Origin of the sequence: Streptomyces sp. NPDC001231 (assembly GCF_042896885.1) — a bacterium.
GTDB lineage: Bacteria > Actinomycetota > Actinomycetes > Streptomycetales > Streptomycetaceae > Streptomyces.
On sequence record NZ_JBIAXS010000002.1, the window covers coordinates 208,516 to 230,164 of the forward strand.

The 21,649-nt window shown below is 70.6% G+C and carries 19 protein-coding genes and 1 pseudogene; 11 read left to right on the forward strand and 9 right to left on the reverse strand.

Annotated elements, in window-relative coordinates; all coding sequences use genetic code 11:
• Positions 1–57: 57 nt before the first annotated feature.
• From ACFY3J_RS03680 to ACFY3J_RS03695, 4 genes are read left to right on the forward strand one after another with little or no spacing between them, the layout of a single operon-like run.
• The gene (locus tag ACFY3J_RS03680; RefSeq protein WP_384183005.1) at positions 58–1,689 is read left to right on the forward strand and encodes a glycoside hydrolase family 13 protein; all 1,632 of its coding nucleotides are present in this window, start codon (positions 58–60) and stop codon (positions 1,687–1,689) included.
• Positions 1,690–1,727: 38 nt separating this feature from the next.
• The gene (locus tag ACFY3J_RS03685) at positions 1,728–3,068 is read left to right on the forward strand and encodes an ABC transporter substrate-binding protein (RefSeq protein ID WP_384183002.1); all 1,341 of its coding nucleotides are present in this window, start codon (positions 1,728–1,730) and stop codon (positions 3,066–3,068) included.
• Positions 3,069–3,074: 6 nt separating this feature from the next.
• Positions 3,075–4,445, forward strand: coding sequence for an ABC transporter permease subunit (locus ACFY3J_RS03690; protein ID WP_384182999.1), 1,371 nt, complete (start codon positions 3,075–3,077; stop codon positions 4,443–4,445).
• Positions 4,442–5,281 carry a carbohydrate ABC transporter permease gene (locus tag ACFY3J_RS03695; protein ID WP_141362026.1) on the forward strand — a complete coding sequence of 280 codons (840 nt, stop codon included), beginning with the start codon at positions 4,442–4,444 and terminating at the stop codon, positions 5,279–5,281. Before ACFY3J_RS03690 ends, ACFY3J_RS03695 begins: the two co-directional genes overlap by 4 nt.
• A 72-nt stretch (positions 5,282–5,353) precedes the next feature.
• Here the strand turns inward: ACFY3J_RS03695 and pgl are convergent, their stop codons facing one another.
• Genes pgl through tkt form a run of 5 tightly spaced genes read right to left on the reverse strand, consistent with a single transcriptional unit; the run spans position 5,354 to position 11,933 of the window.
• On the reverse strand, positions 5,354–6,136 hold the full coding sequence (gene pgl, locus ACFY3J_RS03700; protein WP_225074142.1) for a 6-phosphogluconolactonase: 783 nt from the start codon (positions 6,134–6,136) through the stop codon (positions 5,354–5,356).
• Entirely contained in the window at positions 6,133–7,137 is a 1,005-nt protein-coding gene (gene opcA, locus ACFY3J_RS03705) for a glucose-6-phosphate dehydrogenase assembly protein OpcA (RefSeq protein ID WP_384182995.1), read from the reverse strand. The genes pgl and opcA overlap by 4 nt, the downstream gene beginning before the upstream one ends.
• Positions 7,134–8,672, reverse strand: coding sequence for a glucose-6-phosphate dehydrogenase (gene zwf, locus ACFY3J_RS03710; protein WP_384182992.1), 1,539 nt, complete (start codon positions 8,670–8,672; stop codon positions 7,134–7,136). The genes opcA and zwf overlap by 4 nt, the downstream gene beginning before the upstream one ends.
• A 5-nt stretch (positions 8,673–8,677) precedes the next feature.
• Positions 8,678–9,796, reverse strand: a complete 1,119-nt coding sequence (tal, locus tag ACFY3J_RS03715) for a transaldolase (protein ID WP_225074139.1) — start codon at positions 9,794–9,796, stop codon at positions 8,678–8,680.
• 34 nt (positions 9,797–9,830) lie between these two features.
• A complete protein-coding gene (tkt, locus tag ACFY3J_RS03720; protein WP_384182988.1) occupies positions 9,831–11,933 on the reverse strand; it encodes a transketolase in 2,103 nt (700 codons plus the stop codon).
• A gap of 374 nt (positions 11,934–12,307) precedes the next feature.
• On the opposite strand from tkt, the gene ACFY3J_RS03725 reads away from it, so the two are divergent.
• The 3 genes and pseudogenes from ACFY3J_RS03725 to ACFY3J_RS03735 all read left to right on the forward strand — a co-directional run.
• Positions 12,308–13,261, forward strand: coding sequence for a heme o synthase (locus ACFY3J_RS03725; RefSeq protein WP_384182985.1), 954 nt, complete (start codon positions 12,308–12,310; stop codon positions 13,259–13,261).
• Positions 13,262–13,364: 103 nt separating this feature from the next.
• A complete protein-coding gene (locus tag ACFY3J_RS03730; RefSeq protein ID WP_384182981.1) occupies positions 13,365–13,697 on the forward strand; it encodes a hypothetical protein in 333 nt (110 codons plus the stop codon).
• A 196-nt stretch (positions 13,698–13,893) separates the two neighbouring features.
• Positions 13,894–14,055 (forward strand): annotated as a pseudogene (locus ACFY3J_RS03735) (amidohydrolase); the annotation flags it as partial.
• 64 nt (positions 14,056–14,119) lie between these two features.
• Here ACFY3J_RS03735 and ACFY3J_RS03740 read toward each other — a convergent pair.
• Genes ACFY3J_RS03740 through ACFY3J_RS03755 form a run of 4 tightly spaced genes read right to left on the reverse strand, consistent with a single transcriptional unit; the run spans position 14,120 to position 17,710 of the window.
• Complete coding sequence (locus ACFY3J_RS03740) at positions 14,120–15,127, reverse strand: heme A synthase (RefSeq protein ID WP_390840127.1); 1,008 nt, start codon at positions 15,125–15,127, stop codon at positions 14,120–14,122.
• A gap of 45 nt (positions 15,128–15,172) precedes the next feature.
• Positions 15,173–15,889: an ABC transporter permease gene (locus ACFY3J_RS03745; protein WP_384183035.1), complete on the reverse strand. Its 717-nt coding sequence runs from the start codon at positions 15,887–15,889 to the stop codon at positions 15,173–15,175.
• A 53-nt stretch (positions 15,890–15,942) separates the two neighbouring features.
• Positions 15,943–16,866, reverse strand: coding sequence for an ABC transporter ATP-binding protein (locus tag ACFY3J_RS03750; RefSeq protein WP_384182975.1), 924 nt, complete (start codon positions 16,864–16,866; stop codon positions 15,943–15,945).
• Positions 16,867–16,897: 31 nt separating this feature from the next.
• Positions 16,898–17,710, reverse strand: coding sequence for an aminoglycoside N(3)-acetyltransferase (locus ACFY3J_RS03755; RefSeq protein WP_384182972.1), 813 nt, complete (start codon positions 17,708–17,710; stop codon positions 16,898–16,900).
• A gap of 162 nt (positions 17,711–17,872) precedes the next feature.
• On the opposite strand from ACFY3J_RS03755, the gene ACFY3J_RS03760 reads away from it, so the two are divergent.
• From ACFY3J_RS03760 to ACFY3J_RS03775, 4 genes are all read left to right on the forward strand, one after another.
• The gene (locus tag ACFY3J_RS03760; RefSeq protein ID WP_384182966.1) at positions 17,873–18,643 is read left to right on the forward strand and encodes a helix-turn-helix transcriptional regulator; all 771 of its coding nucleotides are present in this window, start codon (positions 17,873–17,875) and stop codon (positions 18,641–18,643) included.
• Entirely contained in the window at positions 18,640–20,061 is a 1,422-nt protein-coding gene (sufB, locus tag ACFY3J_RS03765; protein WP_361411358.1) for a Fe-S cluster assembly protein SufB, read from the forward strand. The genes ACFY3J_RS03760 and sufB overlap by 4 nt, the downstream gene beginning before the upstream one ends.
• 81 nt (positions 20,062–20,142) lie before the next feature.
• Positions 20,143–21,327, forward strand: a complete 1,185-nt coding sequence (sufD, locus tag ACFY3J_RS03770) for a Fe-S cluster assembly protein SufD (RefSeq protein WP_384182963.1) — start codon at positions 20,143–20,145, stop codon at positions 21,325–21,327.
• The gene (locus ACFY3J_RS03775; RefSeq protein ID WP_141362056.1) at positions 21,324–21,647 is read left to right on the forward strand and encodes a non-heme iron oxygenase ferredoxin subunit; all 324 of its coding nucleotides are present in this window, start codon (positions 21,324–21,326) and stop codon (positions 21,645–21,647) included. The genes sufD and ACFY3J_RS03775 overlap by 4 nt, the downstream gene beginning before the upstream one ends.
• Positions 21,648–21,649: the final 2 nt, after the last annotated feature.

A 21,649-nucleotide genomic window follows, 5' to 3' on the forward strand; every position in this document is an offset into this window, starting at 1 on the left:
ACACCGCTACCTAACATGCATGCATAACTGCTGCCTTCACAGGAACAGGTCAATGGATTGAACAGGCATGGTTGGTGGCGCGACGCGGTGATCTACCAGGTGTACGTGCGCAGCTTCCTGGACAGCACCGGCGACGGCATCGGCGATCTGGCCGGGGTCCGGGCCGGGCTGCCGTATCTGAAGAAGCTCGGCGTCGACGGCATCTGGCTGAGTCCCTTCTACCCCTCCCCGCAGCACGACCACGGCTACGACGTGGCCGACTACTGCGGAGTCGATCAGCTCTTCGGTGACCTCGCCGAGTTCGACCTGCTGATGGCCACCGCCCATCGGCTCGGGATCAGGGTGCTCCTCGACATCGTCCCCAACCACTGCTCCAGCGAGCACCCGTGGTTCCGCGAGGCGCTCGCCGCCGAGCCCGGCAGCGAGGCCCGCGCCCGCTTCCACTTCACCGACGGCCGCGGCCCGGACGGCGCCGAGCCGCCCAACAACTGGCACGCCATGTTCGGCGGCCCCGCCTGGACCCGGATCACCGAGCCGGACGGCCGCCCCGGCCAGTGGTACCTGCACATGTTCACGCCCGAGCAGCCCGACTGGAACTGGCGCAACCCCGAGATCCCCGCCGAGTTCGAGCGCGTCCTGCGCTTCTGGCTGGACCGGGGCGTGGACGGCTTCCGCATCGACGTCGCCGCCGGCCTGTTCAAGCACCCCGAACTGCCCGACTCCCCGGACCCGGAGGCCGACGCCCGCACCCGCGACTCGGTCAACCCGCTGGCCTGGAACCAGCCCGAGGTGCACGACGTGTGGCGGCACTGGCGCGCGGTGTGCGAGGAGTACACCGCCCGCGACGGCCGCGAACGCCTGCTGGTCGGCGAGGTGTCCGTGCCCAGCGCCCGCGAACACGCCATGTACGTCCGGCCGGACGAACTGCACCAGGCCTTCTTCTTCGACCTGCTCGGCGCCCCCTGGGACCCCGACGCCTTCCGCAAGGTCATCTCCGAGGCCATGCAGGACATCGCCGGCACCGGCTCCACGGTCACCTGGGTCCTCAACAACCACGACCAGGTCCGCACCGTCACCCGCTACGGCGAGGCCGCCGTGGAGGGCAGCGGACTCGGTGCCGCCCGCGCCCGCGCCGCCGCGCTGCTGATGCTGGCACTGCCCGGAGCCGCGTACGTCTACCAGGGCGAGGAACTCGGCCTGCCCGAGGTCGTCGACCTGCCCGACGACGTGCTCACCGACCCGATCTTCCACCGCACCGGAAGCCGTGCCCGCGTCCGCGACGGCTGCCGGGTGCCGCTGCCCTGGTCGGGGCAGGTCTCCCCGTTCGGCTTCACCTCCGGGACCCAGAGCGCCAAGCCCTGGCTGCCGCAGCCCTCGTACTTCGCCGAGTACGTCACCGAACGCGCCCTCGCCGACACCCGCTCCTTCTGGCACCTGTACCGCGACGGCCTGCAACTGCGTTCCGCACTGCCCCAGTTGGGCGAGGGCTCGCTGCGCTGGCTGGACACCCCGCCGGACGTCCTCGCCTTCGTCCGCGGTGACGGCCTGGTCTGCGCCGTCAACTTCGGTACGTCGCCCACGGCCGCGCCGGTCTCCGGCACCCCGCTGCTGGCCAGCGGCGACTGCCCGCCCGGGATGCTCGCCGGGTCCACCGCCGCCTGGTGGATCACCGAAGGCACCGACCACTGAACCTCGTCAATTCCCCACCTTCCGAAGGGACATCAACGATGATGCGACGACGTACCACCCTGCTCACCGGCTGCACCGCCCTCGTCCTCGCCCTCGGCGCCACCGCCTGCGGCAGCGACGACCCCGTTTCCGCCGGCGGCGGCGACAAGACGCTCGACGGCCAGACGGTCACCGTGGCCGGCGTCTGGTCCGGCAGCGAGCAGAAGAACTTCCAGAAGGTGCTGGACGCGTTCTCCGCGAAGACCGGCGCCAAGACCCAGTTCATGTCGACCGGCGACAACGTCTCCACCGTCGTCGGCAGCAAGATCGAGGGCGGCAACGCCCCCGACGTCGTGATGGTCCCGCAGGTCGGTGTGCTCCAGCAGTTCGCCAAGAAGGGCTGGCTGGAGCCGCTGTCCGACACCACCCAGAAGTCGGTGGACGCCAACTTCGCGCCGGTGTGGAAGAAGTACGGCAGCGTCGACGACACCCTGTACGGCCTGTACTTCAAGGCCGCCCACAAGTCGACCGTCTGGTACAGCCCCGACGCGCTCGACCAGGCCGGCGTCAAGCCGCCGGCGACGTACGACGAGATGCTCAAGGCCGGGCACACCCTCTCCGACTCCGGGCTCGCCGCCTTCGCGGTCGCCGGACAGGACGGCTGGACCCTGACCGACTGGTTCGAGAACATCTACCTCTCCCAGGCCGGCCCCGAGAAGTACGACGCCCTCGCCGCACACCAGTTGAAGTGGACCGACGACAGCGTGGTCAAGGCGCTCACCACGCTCGGCAAGCTGTTCAAGGACAAGCAGCTGATCGCGGGCGGCCAGAAGGGCGCCCTCAACACCGACTTCCCGGGCTCGGTGGAGAAGGTCTTCGGGCCCAAGCCCGAGGCCGGCATGGTCTACGAGGGCGACTTCGTCGCGGGTGTCGCCCACGACCAGTTCGACCGGACCATCGGCAAGGACGCGGACTTCTTCCCGTTCCCGCCGGTCGACGGCGGCAACGCGCCGGTCGTCAGCGGCGGCGACGCGGCCGCCGTCCTCAAGGACGGCAAGAACGCCAAGGCCGGCATGAAGCTCCTCGAGTACCTGGCCACCCCGGAGGCCGCGGCCGTCTGGGCCAAGGCCGGCGGCTTCCTGTCCCCGAACAAGAACCTCGACCTCGCCTCCTACGGCGACGACGTCACCCGCGCCACCGCCAAGTCCCTGGTCGCGGCGGGCGACTCCGACGCGGTCCGCTTCGACATGTCCGACCAGGCCCCGGCGGCCTTCGGCGGCACCAGCGGCGTGGGCGAGTGGAAGCTGCTCCAGGACTTCCTGCGCGACCCGTCCGACCCGAAGGGCACCGCGGCGAAGCTGGAGGCCGCGGCGGCCAAGGCGTACAAGAACCAGGGCTGACGCACCATGACCGCCACCACGCTCGCGAAGGAGAAGGGAGCGGGCCCCCCGTCGCCCGCCGCGCGCGCCGAACATGCTCGGCGCGCGCGGCGGCGGGGGCGGACCGTCGCGCTGCTGTTCGTCTTCCCCGCACTGCTGCTGCTCGGCGCGCTCGTCGTCTACCCGGTGCTGTTCTCCGTCGGCCGGAGCTTCTTCGACGCCTCCGGCACCCGGTTCGTCGGCGGGGACAACTACACCGAGATGTTCCGCGACCCGGCGACGCTGAAGGCCGTCCGGAACACCACGATCTGGGTCGTGGTCGCCCCGGCGCTGCTCACCGGGCTCGGACTCATCCTCGCCGTGCTGGTGGAGAAGGTCCGCTGGGCGACGGCGTTCAAGCTGCTGTTGTTCATGCCGATGGCCGTGTCCTTCCTGGCCGCCGGCATCATCTTCCGGCTCGCCTACGACGAGGACCCGGACAAGGGCGTCCTCAACGCCGCCGTGGTCTCCGTGCACGACGCCTTCAAGGGATCCCCGTCCTACCCGAGCGCACGCGCCCGTGAGGGATTCGGGCTGACCCAGGGCCGGGACGGCTCGTACCTCACCGACGCGACCCTCTCGCCGGGCGCCACGGTGACCCTGCCGATGGTCGGCGTGCTGCCCAAGGACCTGCCGGGCGATGCCTCGCCCGCCCGCCCGGTGGAGGGCGGTAAGGCCGCCGGGGACGAACTGCGCGGAGTCGTCTACCTGGACTTCGCGCCCGGCGGAGGCGGCACCCAGGGCAAGGTCGACCGCGGCGAGAGCGGCCTGCCCGGCATGAAGGTCGAGGCGGTGCGCGACGGCCGGACGGTCGCGACCACCACCACGGGCTCCGACGGCTCCTTCCGCTTCACGGGCCTGACGGCGGGCTCGTACGAGGTGAAGCTGCCGCAGGCCAACTTCGCGCAGCCCTACCAGGGCGTCTCCTGGCTCGGCCCGACGCTCGTCACCCCGATGATCATCGGTGCCTACCTGTGGATCTGGACCGGGTTCGCGATGGTGCTGATCGGCGCCGGACTGTCCGCGCTGCCGCGTGACGCGCTGGAGGCGGCGCGCATCGACGGGGCCAACGAGTGGCAGATCTTCCGCCGGATCACCGTGCCGCTGCTCGCCCCCGTCCTCACCGTCGTCTTCGTCACCCTCGTGATCAACGTGATGAAGGTCTTCGACCTCGTCTACATCATCGCGCCCGGCCCGGTGCAGCAGGACGCCACCGTGCTGGCGACCCAGATGTGGCTGGTGTCCTTCGGCGGTGGCAACAACCAGGGCCTCGGCAGCGCGCTCGGCGTGCTCCTGCTGCTCCTGGTGATCCCGGCGATGGTGTTCAACGTCCGCCGCTTCCGAAGGAGTCAGCGATGAACGCGGTCAGGCGGGGCCTGGGCAACGGGCTGGTCCAGGCCGTCCTCGTGGTGATCGGCCTGGTCTGGATGACCCCGCTCGCGGGATTGTTCCTGTCGTCGCTGCGCTCGGCCCAGGACACCGCGAAGGGCGGCTGGTGGACGGCGCTGGCCAGCCCCGGGCAGCTGTCCTTCGACAACTACTCGGCACTGCTGAAGAACTCGGGCATCACCAAGGCCTTCTGGAACACGGTGCTGATCTCGGTGCCCACGACGGTCCTGGTCGTCGTCATCGCGGCGCTGGCCGGATACGCCTTCGCCTGGCTGGACTTCCCGGCCCGTGAGCCGCTGTTCCTGCTGGTGGTGGCGATGCTGGTGGTGCCGGTGCAGATCGGTCTGCTGCCCGTCGCCAAACTCTTCGGCCAGCTCGGCCTGTTCGGCACGATCCCCGGTGTGGTCCTCTTCCATGTGGCCTACGGACTGCCGTTCGCGGTGTTCCTGCTGCGGAACTACTTCGCCGAGATGCCGAAGGAGATGCTGGAGGCGGCCCGCATGGACGGGGGCAACGAGTGGCGGATCTTCACCCGGCTGGTGCTGCCGGTGGGGCGCCCCGCGATCGCGAGCCTCGCCATCTTCCAGTTCCTGTGGGTGTGGAACGACATGCTGGTGGCGCTGCTGTTCGCCGACACCTCCTCGCAGCCGCTGACGGTGGCACTCCAGTCGCAGATCCGGCAGTTCGGCAGCAACATCGATGTGCTGGCGCCGGGGGCGTTCCTGTCCCTGGTGGTGCCGGTGGTCGTGTTCTTCGCCTTCCAGCGGCACTTCGTGCAGGGGGTGATGGCGGGGTCGGTGAAGTGACGGCGATCCCTGGTTCGGCCTGATAAGCAAAGTGCGGCGGCGGTGTTCCTCACCGCCGCCGCACCTTGCCGTCTACGCCGAGGCCGGTGGATACAGCGACCGCGGCAGTTGCGAGGCCGCCGCCGTGTCCAGGAGCCACAGAGTGCGGGCGCGGCCCTGGGCGCCGGCCGCCGGGGCCTGGATCTCACCCGCGCCCGAGAGGGCCATCGCCACCGCGTTGGCCTTGTCCTCGCCGGCCGCCAGCAGCCACACCTCGCGGGCCGAGCGGATGGCGGGCAGGGTGAGGGAGACGCGGGTGGGCGGCGGCTTGGGGGAGCCGTGCACGCCGATCACCGTGCGCTCCGTCTCGCGCACCCCCGGGTGTTCCGGGAAGAGGGACGCGACATGGGTGTCCGGGCCGACGCCCAGCATCAGGACGTCGAACGACGGGACCGCGCCGTGGTTCTCGGGGCCGGCCGCGCGGGCCAGCTCCTCGGCGTAGGCCTCCGCCGCCGCCTCGACGTCCGCGCCGTAGGGACCGTCCGACGCCGGCATGGCGTGCACGCGCTCGGGGTCCAGCGGCACGGAGTCCAGCAGGGCCTCGCGGGCCTGCGTGACATTGCGTTCCGGGTCGCCCTCCGGCAGGAACCGCTCGTCGCCCCACCACAGGTCCAGCCGGCCCCAGTCGATCGCGTCGCGGGCGGGCGCGGCCGCCAGCGCGGCCAGCACCCCGTTGCCGTTGCGGCCGCCGGTGAGGACCACGGACGCCGAGCCCGTCGAGGCCTGCGCGTCCACGATCCGGGTGATCAGCCGGGCCGCGGCGGCCTGCGCCATCAGCTCCTTGTCGTGGTGGACGACCAGTTGCGGAGTGCTCACTCGGCGGCCTCCTCCTGGGGGGCGGGCACCGCGACCGGCTCCTTCGCGGACGCCTTCGAACCGCCGGACGCCCCGGCGCCGTCCAGCCGGTCCACGCCGAACCGCAGCGCGGACGCGTACGTGTCGTCCGGGTCCAGCCGTCGCAGTTCCTCCGCGATCAGCTCGGCGGTCTCCCGCCGCTTCAGTGCCACCGCCCGCTCCGGCTGCCCCTGGATGGACAGGGTCGCCAGCCTGCCGTCGGCCCGGTCCAGGGCGATCGGGCCGCAGCTGGTGTCCATGCGGACCGCGGTCAGACCGGGGCCCGCGGACTGCGAGCGCTTGACCGGAACGTCCAGCCGGTCCGCGAGCCACATCGCCAGCAGCTCGCAGCTCGGGTTGAACTCCTCGCCCTCCACCTCCACGGCCCTGACCTCGCAGGTGACCTGGTCGAGGGCCGCGGCCAGCATCGAGCGCCACGGAGTGATCCGGGTCCAGGACAGGTCCGTGTCGCCGGGCGTGTACGCCTCGGCCCGCGCGGAGAGCTCCCGCACCGGCTGCTCGGCGGCGTAGGTGTCGGTGACCCGGCGCTGCGCCAGGGCGCCCAGCGGGTCCTTGGCCGGTTCGAGCGGGGCGTTCACCGGCCACCAGACGACGACCGGCGCGTCGGGGAGCAGCAAAGGCAGCACCACCGACTGGGCGTGGTCGGCCACCTCGCCGTGCAGACGCAGCACCACCGTCTCGCCGGCGCCGGCGTCCGCGCCCACCCGCACCTCGGCGTCCAGCCGCGAGGACGTGCGGTCGCGCAGGGTGCGGGCATGCCGCTTGATGACCACCAGCAGGCGCGAGGGATGCTCCCGCGAGGCGTCTCCGGCGGCCTTCAGCGCGTCGTAGGCGTTCTCCTCGTCGGTGACGATGACCAGCGTGAGCACCATGCCCACGGCCGGGGTGCCGATCGCCCGCCGGGCCCGCACCAGCGCCTTGTTGATCTTGCTGGCCGTGGTGTCGGTCAGGTCTATCTTCATGGCCGGCGCCAGCTCCGTCCGTCTCGTGCGAGCATCTCGTCCGCCTCGGCGGGCCCCCACGTCCCGGACGGGTACTGCGCGGGCCTGCCGTGCTTGTCCCAGTACGTCTCGATCGGGTCGAGGATCCGCCAGGACAGCTCGACCTCCTCGGTGCGCGGGAAGAGGTTGGAGTCGCCGAGCAGCACGTCCAGGATCAGGCGTTCGTACGCCTCCGGGCTGGACTCCGTGAAGGACTCGCCGTAGGCGAAGTCCATCGACACGTCCCGGATCTCCATCGACGTGCCGGGAACCTTGGAGCCGAAGCGGACCGTGACACCCTCGTCCGGCTGGACGCGGATGACGATGGCGTTCTGCCCGAGTTCCTCGGTGGCCGAGGTGTCGAAGGGGGAGTGCGGCGCCCGCTGGAAGACGACCGCGATCTCGGTGACCCGGCGGCCCAGGCGCTTGCCGGTGCGCAGATAGAAGGGGACGCCCGCCCAGCGGCGGTTGTCGATCTCCAGCTTGACGGCCGCGAACGTGTCGGTCTTCGACTTCTTGTCGATGCCCTCTTCCTCGAGGTAGCCGATGACCTTCTCGCCGCCCTGCCAGCCCGCCGCGTACTGCCCGCGCACGGTCGACTTGCCCAGGTCCCTGGGCAGCTTCACCGCGCCGAGCACCTTGGTCTTCTCCGCGGCCAGCGCGTCCGCGTCGAAGGAGGCGGGCTCCTCCATCGCGGTCAGGGCCAGGAGTTGCAGCAGGTGGTTCTGGATGACGTCGCGGGCGGCGCCGATGCCGTCGTAGTAGCCGGCCCGGCCGCCGATGCCGATGTCCTCGGCCATGGTGATCTGCACATGGTCCACGAAGGACCGGTTCCAGATCGGCTCGAACATCGTGTTGGCGAAGCGCAGGGCCAGGATGTTCTGGACGGTCTCCTTGCCCAGGTAGTGGTCGATGCGGAAGACCTGGTCCGGGGCGAAGACCTCGTGCACGATCGCGTTGAGCTCCTCGGCCGACCTCAGGTCGTGGCCGAAGGGCTTCTCGATGACCGCGCGCCGCCACGAGCCGTGGCTCTGGTCGGCCAGCTGGTGCTTCTTCAGCTGCTGGATGACCACCGGGAAGGACTTCGGGGGCACCGACAGGTAGAAGGCGAAGTTGCCGCCCGTGCCCTGTGCCTTGTCCAGTTCCTCGATCGTGCCGCGCAGCCGCTCGAACGCGTCGTCGTCGTCGAAGGTGCCCTGCACGAAGCGCATCCCTTGGATGAGCTGCTGCCAGACCTCCTCCCGGAACGGCGTGCGCGCGTGCTCCTTGACGGCGTCGTGCACGACCTGGGCGAAGTCCTCGTGCTCCCAGTCGCGGCGGGCGAAGCCGACGAGCGAGAAGCCCGGCGGCAGCAGACCCCGGTTGGCGAGGTCGTACACCGCGGGCATGAGCTTCTTGCGCGACAGGTCACCCGTGACACCGAAGATGACCAGGCCCGACGGCCCCGCGATACGCGGGAGCCGTCGGTCGGCGGGGTCACGGAGCGGGTTCGCTCCAGTGACGGAAAGGGGCGCCAAGGTTCTCAGCCCTCCGCGGGAGCGAGGCGCTCCAACTCCGCCTCGGTGGACTTGAGCAGGTCGTTCCAGGACGACTCGAACTTCTCGACGCCCTCGTCCTCCAGGACCTGGACCACGTCGTCGTACGAGATCCCGATCCCCTCCAGCGCGTCGATGTCCGCGCGGGCCTGCTCGTAGGTGCCGGTGACCGCGTCGCCGCGGATCGCGCCGTGCTCCTCGGTGGCCTCCAGCGTGGCCTCGGGCATGGTGTTCACCGTGTTCGGCGCCACCAGCTCCTCGACGTACATGGTGTCCTTGTACGCCTTGTCCTTCACTCCGGTGGACGCCCACAGCGGACGCTGCTTGTTGGCGCCCTGCCGCTCCAGCGCGCTCCACCGGTCGGAGGCGAAGACCTCCTCGTACGCCTCGTAGGCCAGACGCGCGTTGGCCACGCCCGCCTTGCCGCGCAGCGCCTTGGCCTCGGCGGTGCCGAGCTCGTCGATCCGCCGGTCGATCTCGGTGTCCACACGGGACACGAAGAAGGACGCCACCGAGTGGATCTTCGACAGGTCCAGGCCGCGCTCCCGGGCCTTCTCCAGGCCGCTCAGGTACGCGTCCATCACCGCGCGGTAGCGCTCCAGCGAGAAGATCAGGGTGACGTTGACGCTGATGCCGTTGCCGATGGTCTCGGTGATCGCCGGCAGGCCCGCCCTGGTGGCCGGGATCTTGATGAGCGTGTTGGGCCGGTCGACCAGCCAGGCCAGCTGGCGGGCCTCGGCGACCGTGGCCCTGGTGTTGTGCGCCAGGCGGGGGTCCACCTCGATGGACACCCGGCCGTCCTTGCCGCCGGTGGCGTCGAAGACGGGGCGCATGATGTCGGCGGCGTCCCGGACGTCCGCCGTGGTGATCATGCGGATGGCCTCTTCCACCGTGACCCGGCGGGCGGCCAGGTCGGAGACCTGCTGTTCGTAGCCGTCCCCCTGCGAGATCGCCTTCTGGAAGATCGTCGGGTTGGTGGTGACGCCCACGACGTGCTGCTGGTCGATCAGCTCGGCGAGGTTGCCGGACGTGATCCGCTTGCGCGACAGGTCGTCCAGCCAGATCGCGACGCCTTCGTCGGAAAGGCGCTTCAGTGCGTCTGTCATGGAAATTACATCTCCTACGGGTCGTGTATGAGCGTCAGCGCTGGGCGGCGGCGATGGATTCCCGGGCCTTGTCGGCCACGTTCTCCGCGGTGAAGCCGAACTCGCGGAAGAGCACCTTGGCGTCGGCCGAAGCACCGAAGTGCTCGAGGGAAACGATGCGGCCGGCGTCTCCCACGTACTTGTGCCAGGTCAGACCGATACCTGCCTCGACCGCGACGCGTGCCCGCACGGCCGGGGGCAGCACGCTGTCCCGGTACCCCTGGTCCTGCTCCTCGAACCACTCCACGGAGGGCATGGACACCACCCGGGTGGGGATGCCCTCGGCCTGGAGCCGCTCGCGGGCCTCCACGGCCACGTGCACCTCGGAGCCGGTGGCGATCAGGACGACCTGTGCCGTGGTGTTCTGCCCTTCCGGCCCCTCGGCCTCGAACATCACGTAACCGCCGCGCGCGGCGTCGTCGTTGGGCTCGTACGTCGGCACGCCCTGGCGGGTCAGCGCCAGACCGTGCGGGGTGCCCTTGCCGAACTCCTTGGTCCAGCGGCGCAGGATCTCGCGCCAGGCGATCGCGGTCTCGTTGGCGTCGGCCGGGCGGACGATGTTCAGGCCCGGGATGGCGCGCAGCGAGGCCAGGTGCTCGACCGGCTGGTGGGTGGGGCCGTCCTCGCCCAGGCCGACGGAGTCGTGCGTCCAGACGTACGTCACCGGCAGGTGCATCAGGGACGACAGGCGCACCGCGTTGCGCATGTAGTCGGAGAAGACCAGGAAGGTGCCGCCGTAGACGCGGGTGTTGCCGTGCAGCGTGATGCCGTTCATCGCCGCGGCCATCGCGTGCTCGCGGATGCCGAAGTGGATGGTGCGCCCGTACGGGTTCGCCTCCGGCAGCGGGTTGCCCTCGGGCAGGAACGACGAGGTCTTGTCGATGGTGGTGTTGTTCGAGCCGGCCAGGTCCGCCGAGCCGCCCCACAGCTCCGGGATCACGTCGCCGAGCGCCTGGAGCACCTTGCCGGACGCGGCACGCGTGGCCAGGCCCTTGCCCGCCTCGAACACCGGGATCTTCTCGTCCCAGCCGGCGGGCAGTTCGCCCGCGGCGATCCGGTCGAACTCGGCCGCCCGCTCGGGGTTGGCCTCGCGCCAGACCTGGAGCGACTTCTCCCACTCGGCCTTGGCCCGGCGGCCCCGCTCGAGGGCGGCGCGGGTGTGGTTCAGCACCTCGTCGGAGACCTCGAAGTGCTGCTCGGGGTCGAAACCGAGGACGCGCTTGGTGGCCGCGACCTCCTCCTCGCCCAGGGCCGAGCCGTGCGCGGCCTCGGTGTTCTGCGCGTGCGGGGCCGGCCAGGCGATGATCGAGCGCATCGCGATGAAGGACGGCCGGTCGGTGACGGCCTTGGCCGCCTCGACGGCCGCGTGGATCGCCTGCGGGTCGAGGTCGCCGTCCTCCTTGGCCTCCACGCGCTGCACGTGCCAGCCGTAGGCCTCGTACCGCTTGACGGTGTCCTCGGAGACGGCCGTCTCGGTGTCGCCCTCGATCGAGATGTGGTTGTCGTCCCACAGCAGGATCAGGTTGCCGAGCTTCTGGTGGCCGGCCAGCGAGGACGCCTCGGCGGAGATGCCCTCCTGGAGACAGCCGTCACCGGCGACGCAGAAGACGAAGTGGTCGAACGGGGACGTGCCGGTGGGGGCCTCCGGGTCGAACAGACCGCGCTCGTAGCGGGCGGCCATCGCCATGCCCACCGCGTTGGCGACACCCTGGCCGAGCGGGCCGGTCGTGGTCTCCACGCCCGCCGTGTGCCCGTACTCCGGGTGGCCGGGCGTCTTCGAGCCCCAGGTGCGGAAGGCCTTCAGGTCGTCCAGCTCCAGCCCGAAACCGGCCAGGTACAGCTGGGTGTAGAGGGTCAGGGAGGAGTGGCCGGCGGACAGCACGAAGCGGTCGCGCCCCACCCACTGCGGATCGGCCGGGTCGTGCCGCATCACCTTCTGGAAGAGGGTGTAGGCGGCGGGAGCCAGACTCATCGCCGTACCGGGATGGCCGTTGCCGACCTTCTGTACGGCGTCGGCGGCCAGGACGCGCGCGGTGTCCACGGCACGCTGGTCCAACTCGGTCCACTCGAGGTCTGTGGTGGTCGGCTTGGTGCTCACCCTGGGTCAGGGCTCCTCTCCACATGTCGGATGCCGGCGTACGGGGGGACCGCGCACCGGTTGCCGGCGTTCTCGGCGTCGGCCGGCCATTGTCGAGCCTATCCCGTCAGAACGTGCGTTTTTCCGCGTCGTTCCAGAGTGCCGGGACTCTCCGGGATCCGCCTCCCCGCTGGTCGGAACAGCATTCGGCACATGAATACGGGGCTGCTCATCCGATCGCTCAATCGAGCCGGATCGTGCCCGTCCGGAGGGCCCCGCCAACACGACCCGACCCCCGCGAATGTCCGGGTCTGGGCAACGTCTACAGTGGCGTGGTACGCGCGAGTCCTTACCGTCGGTTCACACGGGCGGCTCGCTGGGAGTCTCTGTCAGGGGTGTGCGTGACGGCCGTCGAATCCCGTCCAGCGGGGGTACTCGGTGCGAGCCAGAGCCCGAGCCACCGGCCGTTCGGGGCCCGTGTCAAGGCGTTTGTGGCGCTGACCAAGCCGCGGATCATCGAGCTGCTGCTGATCACCACCGTTCCGGTGATGTTCCTGGCGCAGCGCGGCGTGCCCGACCTGGGGCTGGTCCTGCTCACCTGTCTCGGCGGCTACCTGTCCGCGGGCGGCGCCAACGCGCTGAACATGTACATCGACCGCGACATCGACGCGCTCATGGACCGCACCTCCCAGCGCCCGCTGGTCACCGGCATGGTCAGCCCGCGCGAGTGCCTGGCCTTCGGCATCACGCTGGCGGTCGTCTCCACGCTGCTGTTCGGCCTCACCGTCAACTGGCTGTCCGCGTGGCTGTCGCTCGGAGCGCTCCTTTTCTACGTCGTCGTCTACACGATGATCCTCAAGCGCCGTACCTCGCAGAACATCGTGTGGGGCGGCATCGCCGGCTGCATGCCGGTGCTGATCGGCTGGTCCTCGGTCACCAACTCGATGTCCTGGGCGCCGGTCATCCTCTTCCTCGTCATGTTCTTCTGGACGCCGCCGCACTACTGGCCGCTGTCCATGAAGGTGAGGGAGGACTACGCGCGCGTGGGCGTGCCGATGCTGCCGGTCATCGCCTCCAACAAGGTGGTCGCCCGCCAGATCGTGCTCTACAGCTGGGTGATGGTGGCGGTCTCGCTGCTGCTGACCCCGCTCGGCTACACCGGCTGGTTCTACACGGCGGTGGCGCTGGCGGCGGGCGGCTGGTGGCTGTGGGAGGCGCACGCGCTGCAGAACCGGGCCAAGGCCGAGGCGACCGGCACGAAGCTGAAGGAGATGCGCCTGTTCCACTGGTCCATCACCTATGTGTCGCTGCTGTTCGTGGCGGTGGCGGTGGATCCGTTCCTGCGCTGACCCCTCGTACGGGTCGTGGCGGTTTCCCTCGGGCGGGGTGCGTGGTCAAGGCCACGCACCCCGCCCGTCGCCGTTCGGTCTACCCGTGGGTAGCATCCTGGCCATGGCAGACACGCAGCAGGTTGACCCCAAGACCGAGCGCAGGGCCGCCCGCCTCGCCCGGCGGATCGGCTCCTTCTCCAAGGCTCACGGAGGCGCCGAGGGACAGGTCGCGTACCTCGGGGAGCGCGGCGCCAGGATCGTCCTGGTGGGCGAGGACGGCACCTGGGGCGACCTCGTGGCCCCGACGTACGCCATCGCCGAGCAGGCGGTGGAGAAGTCCGGGATCACCGTCCACGAGGCGTTCGACGGCGAGTTCGCGGCCAAGGTGCGGACGGGCCCGTACGAGTGGAGCCGTATGGCGGGCCTCCAGCTGGGCGGCCCGTCCAACGGCTGACCGGATCCGGACGGCCCGGGTCAGCAACACCTGACGGCCGGTTCACCCGTTGGGGCCTGACGGAGGCAGCGGGCCCAGCGTCGGGAGAACCGGCTGATCGAGACGCCGTCCCTCGTGGATCAGCACTGCCACGGGGTCCTGAGAACGGAGCCGGGCCTCGGCACCTTCGAGGCCCGGCCGGCCCGCACCGAGGGCCCTCTTCCCGCACGTCTACGCCGACTCGGGCGCCGCACTGGTCCGCACCGGCGCCCGCGCCGCGACGGTCCTCGCGGAGATCCTGGAGCCGGCCCCGTTCGGCAAGGTCCTCTACTCCAGCGGGGCACACGGGCTGCCCCCGGCTGAACCTCGGGCGCCCCGGCCTCAGGCCCGGCTGACCCCCGGCGGTCCCGCCTCAGGCCCGGCTGACCCCCGGCGGTCCCGCCTCAGGCCTTGGCCAGCGTCGCCTCGGTGGCGGGACCCGGCAGGTCGGCCACCGCCTCCGGCCGCTCGCGCAGCGACAGCAGCACGCGCAGCACCCAGATCCACATGACGCAGGAGCCCAGCATGTGCAGGCCGACCAGGACCTCGGGCAGGTGCGTGAAGGACTGGACATAGCCGATGGCGCCCTGGCCCAGCAGGATCAGGAACAGTTCGCGGGTCCGCGCCAGGGGGCCCCGCGGCGCGTCGACGGCCTTGAGGATGAACCACAGGGCGAACGTCAGCGTGACCACGATCCACGCCAGCACGGCGTGCAGCTTGGCGACCGTCTGCCAGTCGATCGGGATACGGGCGACCTCCTGGGAGTCACCCGCGTGCGGCCCGGCGCCCGTGACCACCGTGCCCACCGCGATCAGCAGCACGCTCGCGAGGACCAGGAATCCCACCAGCTGCCGGATCGGCTTGCCGACCAGCGGGCGCGGCTCGGCGTCACCCTCGCGGGTGCGCTGCCACATCACCGTGGCGACCGCGATCAGCGCCGAGGAGAGCAGGAAGTGCGCGGCGACGGTGTACGGGTTCAGGCCGACGAGGACGACGATGCCGCCGAGCACCGCGTTGCCCATGACCACCCAGAACTGCGCCCAGCCCAGCCGGGTGAGGCCGCGCCGCCACGGCTTCTGGGCGCGCGCGGCGAGGATCGCCCAGCCCACGGCGGCGCACAGCACGTACGTCAGCATCCGGTTGCCGAACTCGATCACGCCGTGCACACCCATCTCGCGGGTGGTGGTCAGCGAGTCGTCCGTGCAGGTGGGCCAGGTCGGGCAGCCGAGGCCCGAGCCGGTCAGGCGGACGGCGCCGCCGGTGACGACGATGACCACCGCCATCACCAGCGCGGAGAGGGCCGCCCGCTGGACGGTCCTCGGATGCGGGGTCCAGCGTTCGGCGATGAGGGCGAGCGGGTTGCGCACGGCGGACACGGCGTCGGCGCGGGTCAGGTTTGGCACGCGATCCATCGTAGGCGTCCGCTTGTGCACCGTTTCACGAGGGTCCATCGCGCCCTACTCCCAGCGGAAGAACTTCCCGGCGGTCGCGAGCCCCGCCACCGCCCAGACGGCGAGGATCGCCAGGTTGCCCCAGGGCATCCCGGCCCCGTGCTGGAGCACGTCCCGCAGCCCGCCGGAGAGCGCCGAGATGGGCAGCAGGCCGAGCACGTCCTGGGCGACGGGCGGGAACTTGTCCAGCGGGACGATCACCCCGCCCCCGACCAGCAGCAGCAGGAAGACCAGGTTGGCGGCGGCCAGCGTGGCCTCCGCCTTCAGGGTTCCCGCCATCAGCAGGCCCAGCCCGGAGAAGGCGGCCGTGCCGAGGACCATCAGCAGGAGCACGGCGAACGGGTTGCCGTGCGGAGACCAGCCGAGCGCGAACGCGATCACGGTCAGCAGCACGACCTGGAGCACCTCGGTGACCAGCACCGACACCGTCTTGGCGGTCATCAGCCCCGAGCGCGGCAGCGGTGAGGCGGCCAGCCGCTTCAGCACGCCGTAGCGCCGCTCGAAGCCGGTCGCGATGGCCTGCCCGGTGAACGCGGTCGACATCACGGCGAGCGCGAGGACGCCGGGGGTGAGGAAGTCCACGGCCCTGCCCGCGCCGGTGTCGACGACGTCCACGGAACTGAACAGCACCAGCAGCAGCGTGGGGATGACCACGGTGAGCAGCAGCTGCTCGCCGTTGCGCAGCAGCATCTTCGTCTCCAGCGCCGCCTGCGCCGCGATCATGCGGGTCAGTGGGGCCGCGCCGGGCTTCGGGGCGTACGTACCGGTGGCGGTGGTCACGAGCGCAGCTCCTTGCCGGTCAGCTCCAAAAAGACATCCTCCAGGGTGTGCCGCTCGACGGAGATGCGGTCCGGCATCACGCCGTTCTGGGCGCACCAGGACGTCACGGTCGCGAGCAGCTGCGGGTCGACCTTGCCGACGACGCGGTAGGAACCCGGGGTCAGCTCGGCGGCCGAGGAGTCGGTGGGCAGTGCCTTGAGGAGCGAGGCGACGTCGAGTCCCGGGCGGCCGGTGAAGCGCAGGGTGTTCTCGGCGCCGCCGCGGCACAGCTCCTCCGGGGAGCCCTGGGCGATGACCCGGCCGGCGTCGATGATCGCGACGTCGTCGGCGAGCTGCTCGGCCTCGTCCATGTAGTGCGTGGTGAGGATCACCGAGACGCCGTCGGCGCGCAGGTCGCGCACCAGGTCCCAGGTGGCCCGGCGGGCCTGCGGGTCGAGTCCGGCGGTCGGCTCGTCGAGGAAGACCAGTTCGGGCCGGCCGACGACGGCCATGGCGAGCGCGAGCCGCTGCTGCTGGCCGCCGGACAGCCGGCGGTAGGAGGTCCGCCCGCAGCCGCCGAGTCCGAGCCGTTCCACGAGGGCGTCGACGTCCAGCGGGTGGGCGTGCAGCCTGGCGACGTGCCGCAGCATCTCGTCGGCCCGGGCGCCGGAGTACACGCCACCCGACTGGAGCATCACACCGATACGGGGCCTGAGCTGCGCGGACTGTCCCACGGGGTCGAGGCCCAGGACGCGCACCGTGCCGGAATCCGGCCGCCGGTACCCCTCGCAGGTCTCGACCGTCGTCGTCTTGCCCGCGCCGTTGGGGCCGAGCACGGCGGTCACGCCCGCCCGGGCCACCAGGTCGAGGCCGTCCACCGCGGTCTTCGTGCCGTACCGCTTCACCAAGGCCTGGACCTGGACCACGGGCTCACTTCGCATGAGGCCAAAGTCTAGGGACGCGCCGGACGGCTCAGGCGGCCGGGTGAGGGAAGTCATCCTCCCGGGGCCGGTGCACCGCGAGCCACCGCTCCGCGTACGCCACCGCGTCCGCCACGGGGAACAGCCGCGACCGGGCGGCGCCCACCGTCCCCCGGACCACGGGCCGGTCGCGCTCGAAGTCGTGCCCGAGTTCGTCGAACCGCTCGGAGGATATGGACACGTCGGTGACGACCTCCCAGCCGTGCGGCCCGGGCCGGCCCTCCCGGGTGAGCGGTCCGGGGATCCGGTACTCGGCCAGGTGGAAGCAGGTGCAGGAACCGTATCCGGCGCCCAGCAGCAGCACCCGGGCCCCGAGCGCCTCCAGGCGGGCGAGCGGGCTGCGCTCGCCGAACCGGCAGTCGGTGGCGTGCCCGTCGACGATCGCGGCGGCGCGCGGGCCGATCGCCGCGAACGAGGCGTCCGGGTGTGCGCTGCGCAGGGCGCCCGGCCAGGTGCGCACGGACTCCGGGATCACTCCGACCCCGAAGGAGGGGCTGACGAGGGGGTCGTAGGCGGGCATCGTGGCCCGGATGGTGTCCCACCACTCCTCGGGCACCGGAGGTCTGCTCCAGCGCGCCGGGTCGGAGAGGTCGCCGGAGTGGGTGGGGACCACGAGCGTGCCGTCGGGACCGAGCGCGTCGAGCAGTCCCTGGACGACCGCGACCTGGCCGCCGCAGACCCAGCCGAGCGAACTGAGGGAGGAGTGGACGAGGAGGGTCTCGCCGGGGCGTACGCCGAGGTCGCGCAGTCCTTCGGCGATCGTGTCCCGGGTGACGAGCGGGCCGGTCGGCGGCGGTGTGGGCATGGTCGGGGAGTCTGGCGCATCGCCCTGGGAGGGTGCCACTCGTTTGATCGATCGGAGATCGTTTCCGCAGGTCGGATTAGGTTTGCCTAAGTGACGCAGGGCACCGTCCGTCCGGATCAAGGCCGCTTGTCAGTCCGCGAGGAATTACGCAACAATGGCGTTGTGAAAAACGTCGGCGAGGCTCGGGAGACCCTCACGGGGGTCCCGCAGGAGGAGTTCGCGGCCGGGGTGCGCTCGGATCGTTCCACGCGCAACCGGGTCGCGCGGTCCATCCTGGACCACGGCCCGTCGACCGTCGCCGAGCTGGCCGGCCGGCTGGGGCTCACCCAGGCCGCCGTACGGCGCCACCTGGACGCCCTGGTCGCCGACGACGTGGTGGCGGCGCGGGAGCAGCGGGTGTACGGCGCGCGGACGCGCGGCCGGCCCGCCAAGGTCTTCGCGCTCACCGACTGCGGGCGGGACGCCTTCGACCAGTCGTACGACAAGCTCGCCGCGGACGCGCTCCGCTGGATCGCCGAGCGGGAGGGCGGGCCGGAGGCGGTCGCCGCCTTCGCCAGGGCCCGGATCGCCGCGCAGGCGAGCGCGTACCGCAAGGCGATCGAGGCCGTCACCCCCGACGAGCGCACCGAAGCGCTGGCCAAGGCCCTGAGCGTGGACGGGTACGCTGCTACGGCGCGCAGCGCGCCCCTCCCGCAGCGGGGTGAGCAGCTCTGCCAGCACCACTGCCCGGTCGCCCATGTCGCGGAGCAGTTCCCGCAGCTGTGCGAGGCGGAGACGGAGATCTTCGCCGAGCTGCTGGGTACTCACGTCCAGCGACTGGCGACCATCGCGCACGGCGACGGCGTCTGCACGACGTTCATCCCCAAGATTTCCCAGACCGATCACCAAAGCCACAACGCATCCGCAAGCACGGCCGGGAGGAACCCCGCATGACTCTCCCCACGGAGACTGCCCACCCCGAACTCGAGGGCCTGGGCAAGTACGAATACGGCTGGGCCGACTCCGACACGGCCGGCGCCTCTGCCAGGCGCGGTCTGAACGAGGAGGTCGTCCGCGACATCTCGGCGAAGAAGTCCGAGCCGGAGTGGATGACCAAGCTGCGCTTGAAGGGCCTGCGGCTCTTCGAGAAGAAGCCCATGCCGAACTGGGGCTCGGACCTGTCGGGGATCGACTTCGACAACATCAAGTACTTCGTGCGCTCCACGGAGAAGCAGGCGGAGTCCTGGGAGGACCTGCCCGAGGACATCAAGAACACGTACGACAAGCTCGGCATCCCCGAGGCGGAGAAGCAGCGCCTCGTCGCCGGTGTCGCGGCCCAGTACGAGTCGGAGGTCGTCTACCACCAGATCCGCGAGGACCTGGAGGAGCAGGGCGTCATCTTCCTCGACACCGACACCGCCCTGAAGGAGCACCCGGAGCTCTTCAAGGAGTACTTCGGGACCGTCATCCCCGTCGGCGACAACAAGTTCGCCTCGCTGAACACCGCCGTGTGGTCCGGCGGCTCCTTCATCTACGTCCCGCCGGGCGTCCACGTGGAGATCCCGCTCCAGGCCTACTTCCGCATCAACACGGAGAACATGGGCCAGTTCGAGCGGACCCTGATCATCGTCGACGAGGGTGCCTACGTGCACTACGTCGAGGGCTGCACCGCCCCGATCTACAAGAGCGACTCCCTGCACAGCGCGGTCGTCGAGATCATCGTCAAGAAGAACGCCCGCTGCCGCTACACGACCATCCAGAACTGGTCGAACAACGTCTACAACCTGGTCACCAAGCGCGCCGTGGCCTACGAGGGCGCGACCATGGAGTGGATCGACGGCAACATCGGCTCCAAGGTGACGATGAAGTACCCGGCCGTCTACCTGATGGGCGAGCACGCCAAGGGCGAGACCCTGTCGATCGCCTTCGCGGGCGAGGGCCAGCACCAGGACGCCGGTTCCAAGATGGTCCACATGGCGCCGAACACCTCGTCCAACATCGTCTCCAAGTCGGTGGCGCGCGGCGGCGGCCGTACCTCGTACCGCGGCCTGGTCGAGATCGGCGAGGGCGCCGCGGGCTCCAAGTCCAACGTGCTCTGCGACGCGCTGCTCGTGGACACCATCTCCCGTTCCGACACGTACCCCTACGTGGACGTCCGCGAGGACGACGTGTCCATGGGCCACGAGGCGACCGTCTCCAAGGTCTCCGAGGACCAGCTCTTCTACCTGATGAGCCGTGGCCTCTCCGAGTTCGAGGCGATGGCGATGATCGTGCGCGGCTTCGTCGAGCCGATCGCCAAGGAGCTGCCCATGGAGTACGCGCTGGAGCTCAACCGGCTGATCGAGCTGCAGATGGAGGGCGCGGTCGGTTAAGCACCGACCCGGGCCGGCGAAACCGCCGGCCCGCAGTCCGCCGTCAAGCCCATACGCAAGAAAGCGAGCAATACGACAGCCATGGCTGAGGCCCAGAACATCCCCGTCGGTTCGACGACCGCCGGCCAGATCGCGGTCGCCGCCGAGTCGACCGTCGCCACGCGCATGAGCGCGCCGCCCTCCTTCGACGTGGCGGACTTCCCGGTCCCGCACGGCCGCGAGGAGGAGTGGCGCTTCACCCCGCTGGAGCGGCTGCGCGGTCTGCACGACGGCACCGCGACCGCCACCGGCGAGGGCGTCAAGGTGGACGTCCAGGCCCCCGAGGGCGTCACCGTCGAGACCGTCGGTCGCGACGACGCCCGGCTCGGCAAGGCCGGCACCCCGGTGGACCGCGTCGCCGCCCAGGCCTACTCCGCCTTCGAGGAGGCCTCGGTCGTGACCGTCCCCAAGGAGGCCGTCCTGACCGAGCCGATCCGCATCGCGGTGCACGGCGAGGGCGGGGTCGCCTACGGCCACCAGGTCATCGAGCTCGGGGCCTTCGCCGAGGCCGTCGTCGTCATCGACCACACCGGTGACGCGGTGCTCGCGTGCAACGTCGACTACCTGCTCGGCGACGGCGCCAAGCTCACCGTCGTCTCGATCCAGGACTGGGACGACAAGGCCGTGCACGTCGCCCAGCACAACACGCTGATCGGCCGGGACGCCTCCTTCAAGTCGGTCGTGGTCACCTTCGGCGGCGACGTGGTCCGTCTGAACCCGCGCGTGACCTACGCCGGCCCCGGCGGCGAGGCCGAGCTGTACGGCCTGTACTTCACCGACGCCGGCCAGCACCAGGAGCACCGCCTGCTGGTCACCCACAACACCCCGCACTGCAAGTCGAACGTCGCCTACAAGGGCGCCCTCCAGGGCGACGACGCGCACGCGGTGTGGATCGGCGACGTGCTGATCGAGGCCAAGGCCGAGGGCACGGACACCTACGAGATGAACCGCAACCTGGTGCTGACCGACGGCGCCCGTGTCGACTCCGTGCCGAACCTGGAGATCGAGACCGGCGAGATCGTCGGCGCCGGCCACGCCTCCGCGACCGGCCGCTTCGACGACGAGCAGCTCTTCTACCTGATGGCCCGCGGCATCCCGGAGCAGGAGGCCCGCCGTCTGGTGGTCCGCGGCTTCTTCGCCGAGCTGGTCCAGCAGATCGGTGTCACGGACATCGAGGAGCGCCTCATCGCCAAGATCGAGGAGGAACTCGAGGCGGCGGTCGCATGAGCGGCGCATTCGTACGCGTCTGTGGGCTGAGCGAGCTGGAGGAGGACACCCCGAAGCGGGTGGAACTCGACGGCACGCCGGTCTCGGTCGTGAAGACCGAGGGGGAGGTGTTCGCCATCTACGACATCTGCTCGCACGCGAACGTCTCGCTCTCCGAGGGCGAGGTGGAGGACTGCCAGATCGAGTGCTGGCTGCACGGCTCCAGCTTCGACCTCCGCACCGGCAAGCCGTCCGGCCTTCCCGCGACGCGCCCTGTCCCCGTATACCCCGTAAAGATCGAAGGGGACGACGTGCTCGTCTCCCTCACCCAGGAGTCCTGAGG

Bases quoted from the DNA above. Each gene is read 5' to 3' on its own strand.
- ACFY3J_RS03685 (WP_384183002.1), top strand. From the start codon at position 1,728: ATGATGCGACGACGTACCACCCTGCTCACCGGCTGCACCGCCCTCGTC.
- ACFY3J_RS03690 (WP_384182999.1), top strand. From the start codon at position 3,075: ATGACCGCCACCACGCTCGCGAAGGAGAAGGGAGCGGGCCCCCCGTCG.
- ACFY3J_RS03695 (WP_141362026.1), top strand. From the start codon at position 4,442: ATGAACGCGGTCAGGCGGGGCCTGGGCAACGGGCTGGTCCAGGCCGTC.
- opcA (WP_384182995.1), bottom strand. From the start codon at position 7,137: ATGAAGATAGACCTGACCGACACCACGGCCAGCAAGATCAACAAGGCG.
- tal (WP_225074139.1), bottom strand. From the start codon at position 9,796: ATGACAGACGCACTGAAGCGCCTTTCCGACGAAGGCGTCGCGATCTGG.
- ACFY3J_RS03730 (WP_384182981.1), top strand. From the start codon at position 13,365: ATGGCAGACACGCAGCAGGTTGACCCCAAGACCGAGCGCAGGGCCGCC.
- ACFY3J_RS03740 (WP_390840127.1), bottom strand. From the start codon at position 15,127: ATGGATCGCGTGCCAAACCTGACCCGCGCCGACGCCGTGTCCGCCGTG.
- ACFY3J_RS03745 (WP_384183035.1), bottom strand. From the start codon at position 15,889: ATGATCGCGGCGCAGGCGGCGCTGGAGACGAAGATGCTGCTGCGCAAC.
- ACFY3J_RS03750 (WP_384182975.1), bottom strand. From the start codon at position 16,866: ATGCGAAGTGAGCCCGTGGTCCAGGTCCAGGCCTTGGTGAAGCGGTAC.
- ACFY3J_RS03755 (WP_384182972.1), bottom strand. From the start codon at position 17,710: ATGCCCACACCGCCGCCGACCGGCCCGCTCGTCACCCGGGACACGATC.
- sufB (WP_361411358.1), top strand. From the start codon at position 18,640: ATGACTCTCCCCACGGAGACTGCCCACCCCGAACTCGAGGGCCTGGGC.
- sufD (WP_384182963.1), top strand. From the start codon at position 20,143: ATGGCTGAGGCCCAGAACATCCCCGTCGGTTCGACGACCGCCGGCCAG.
- ACFY3J_RS03775 (WP_141362056.1), top strand. From the start codon at position 21,324: ATGAGCGGCGCATTCGTACGCGTCTGTGGGCTGAGCGAGCTGGAGGAG.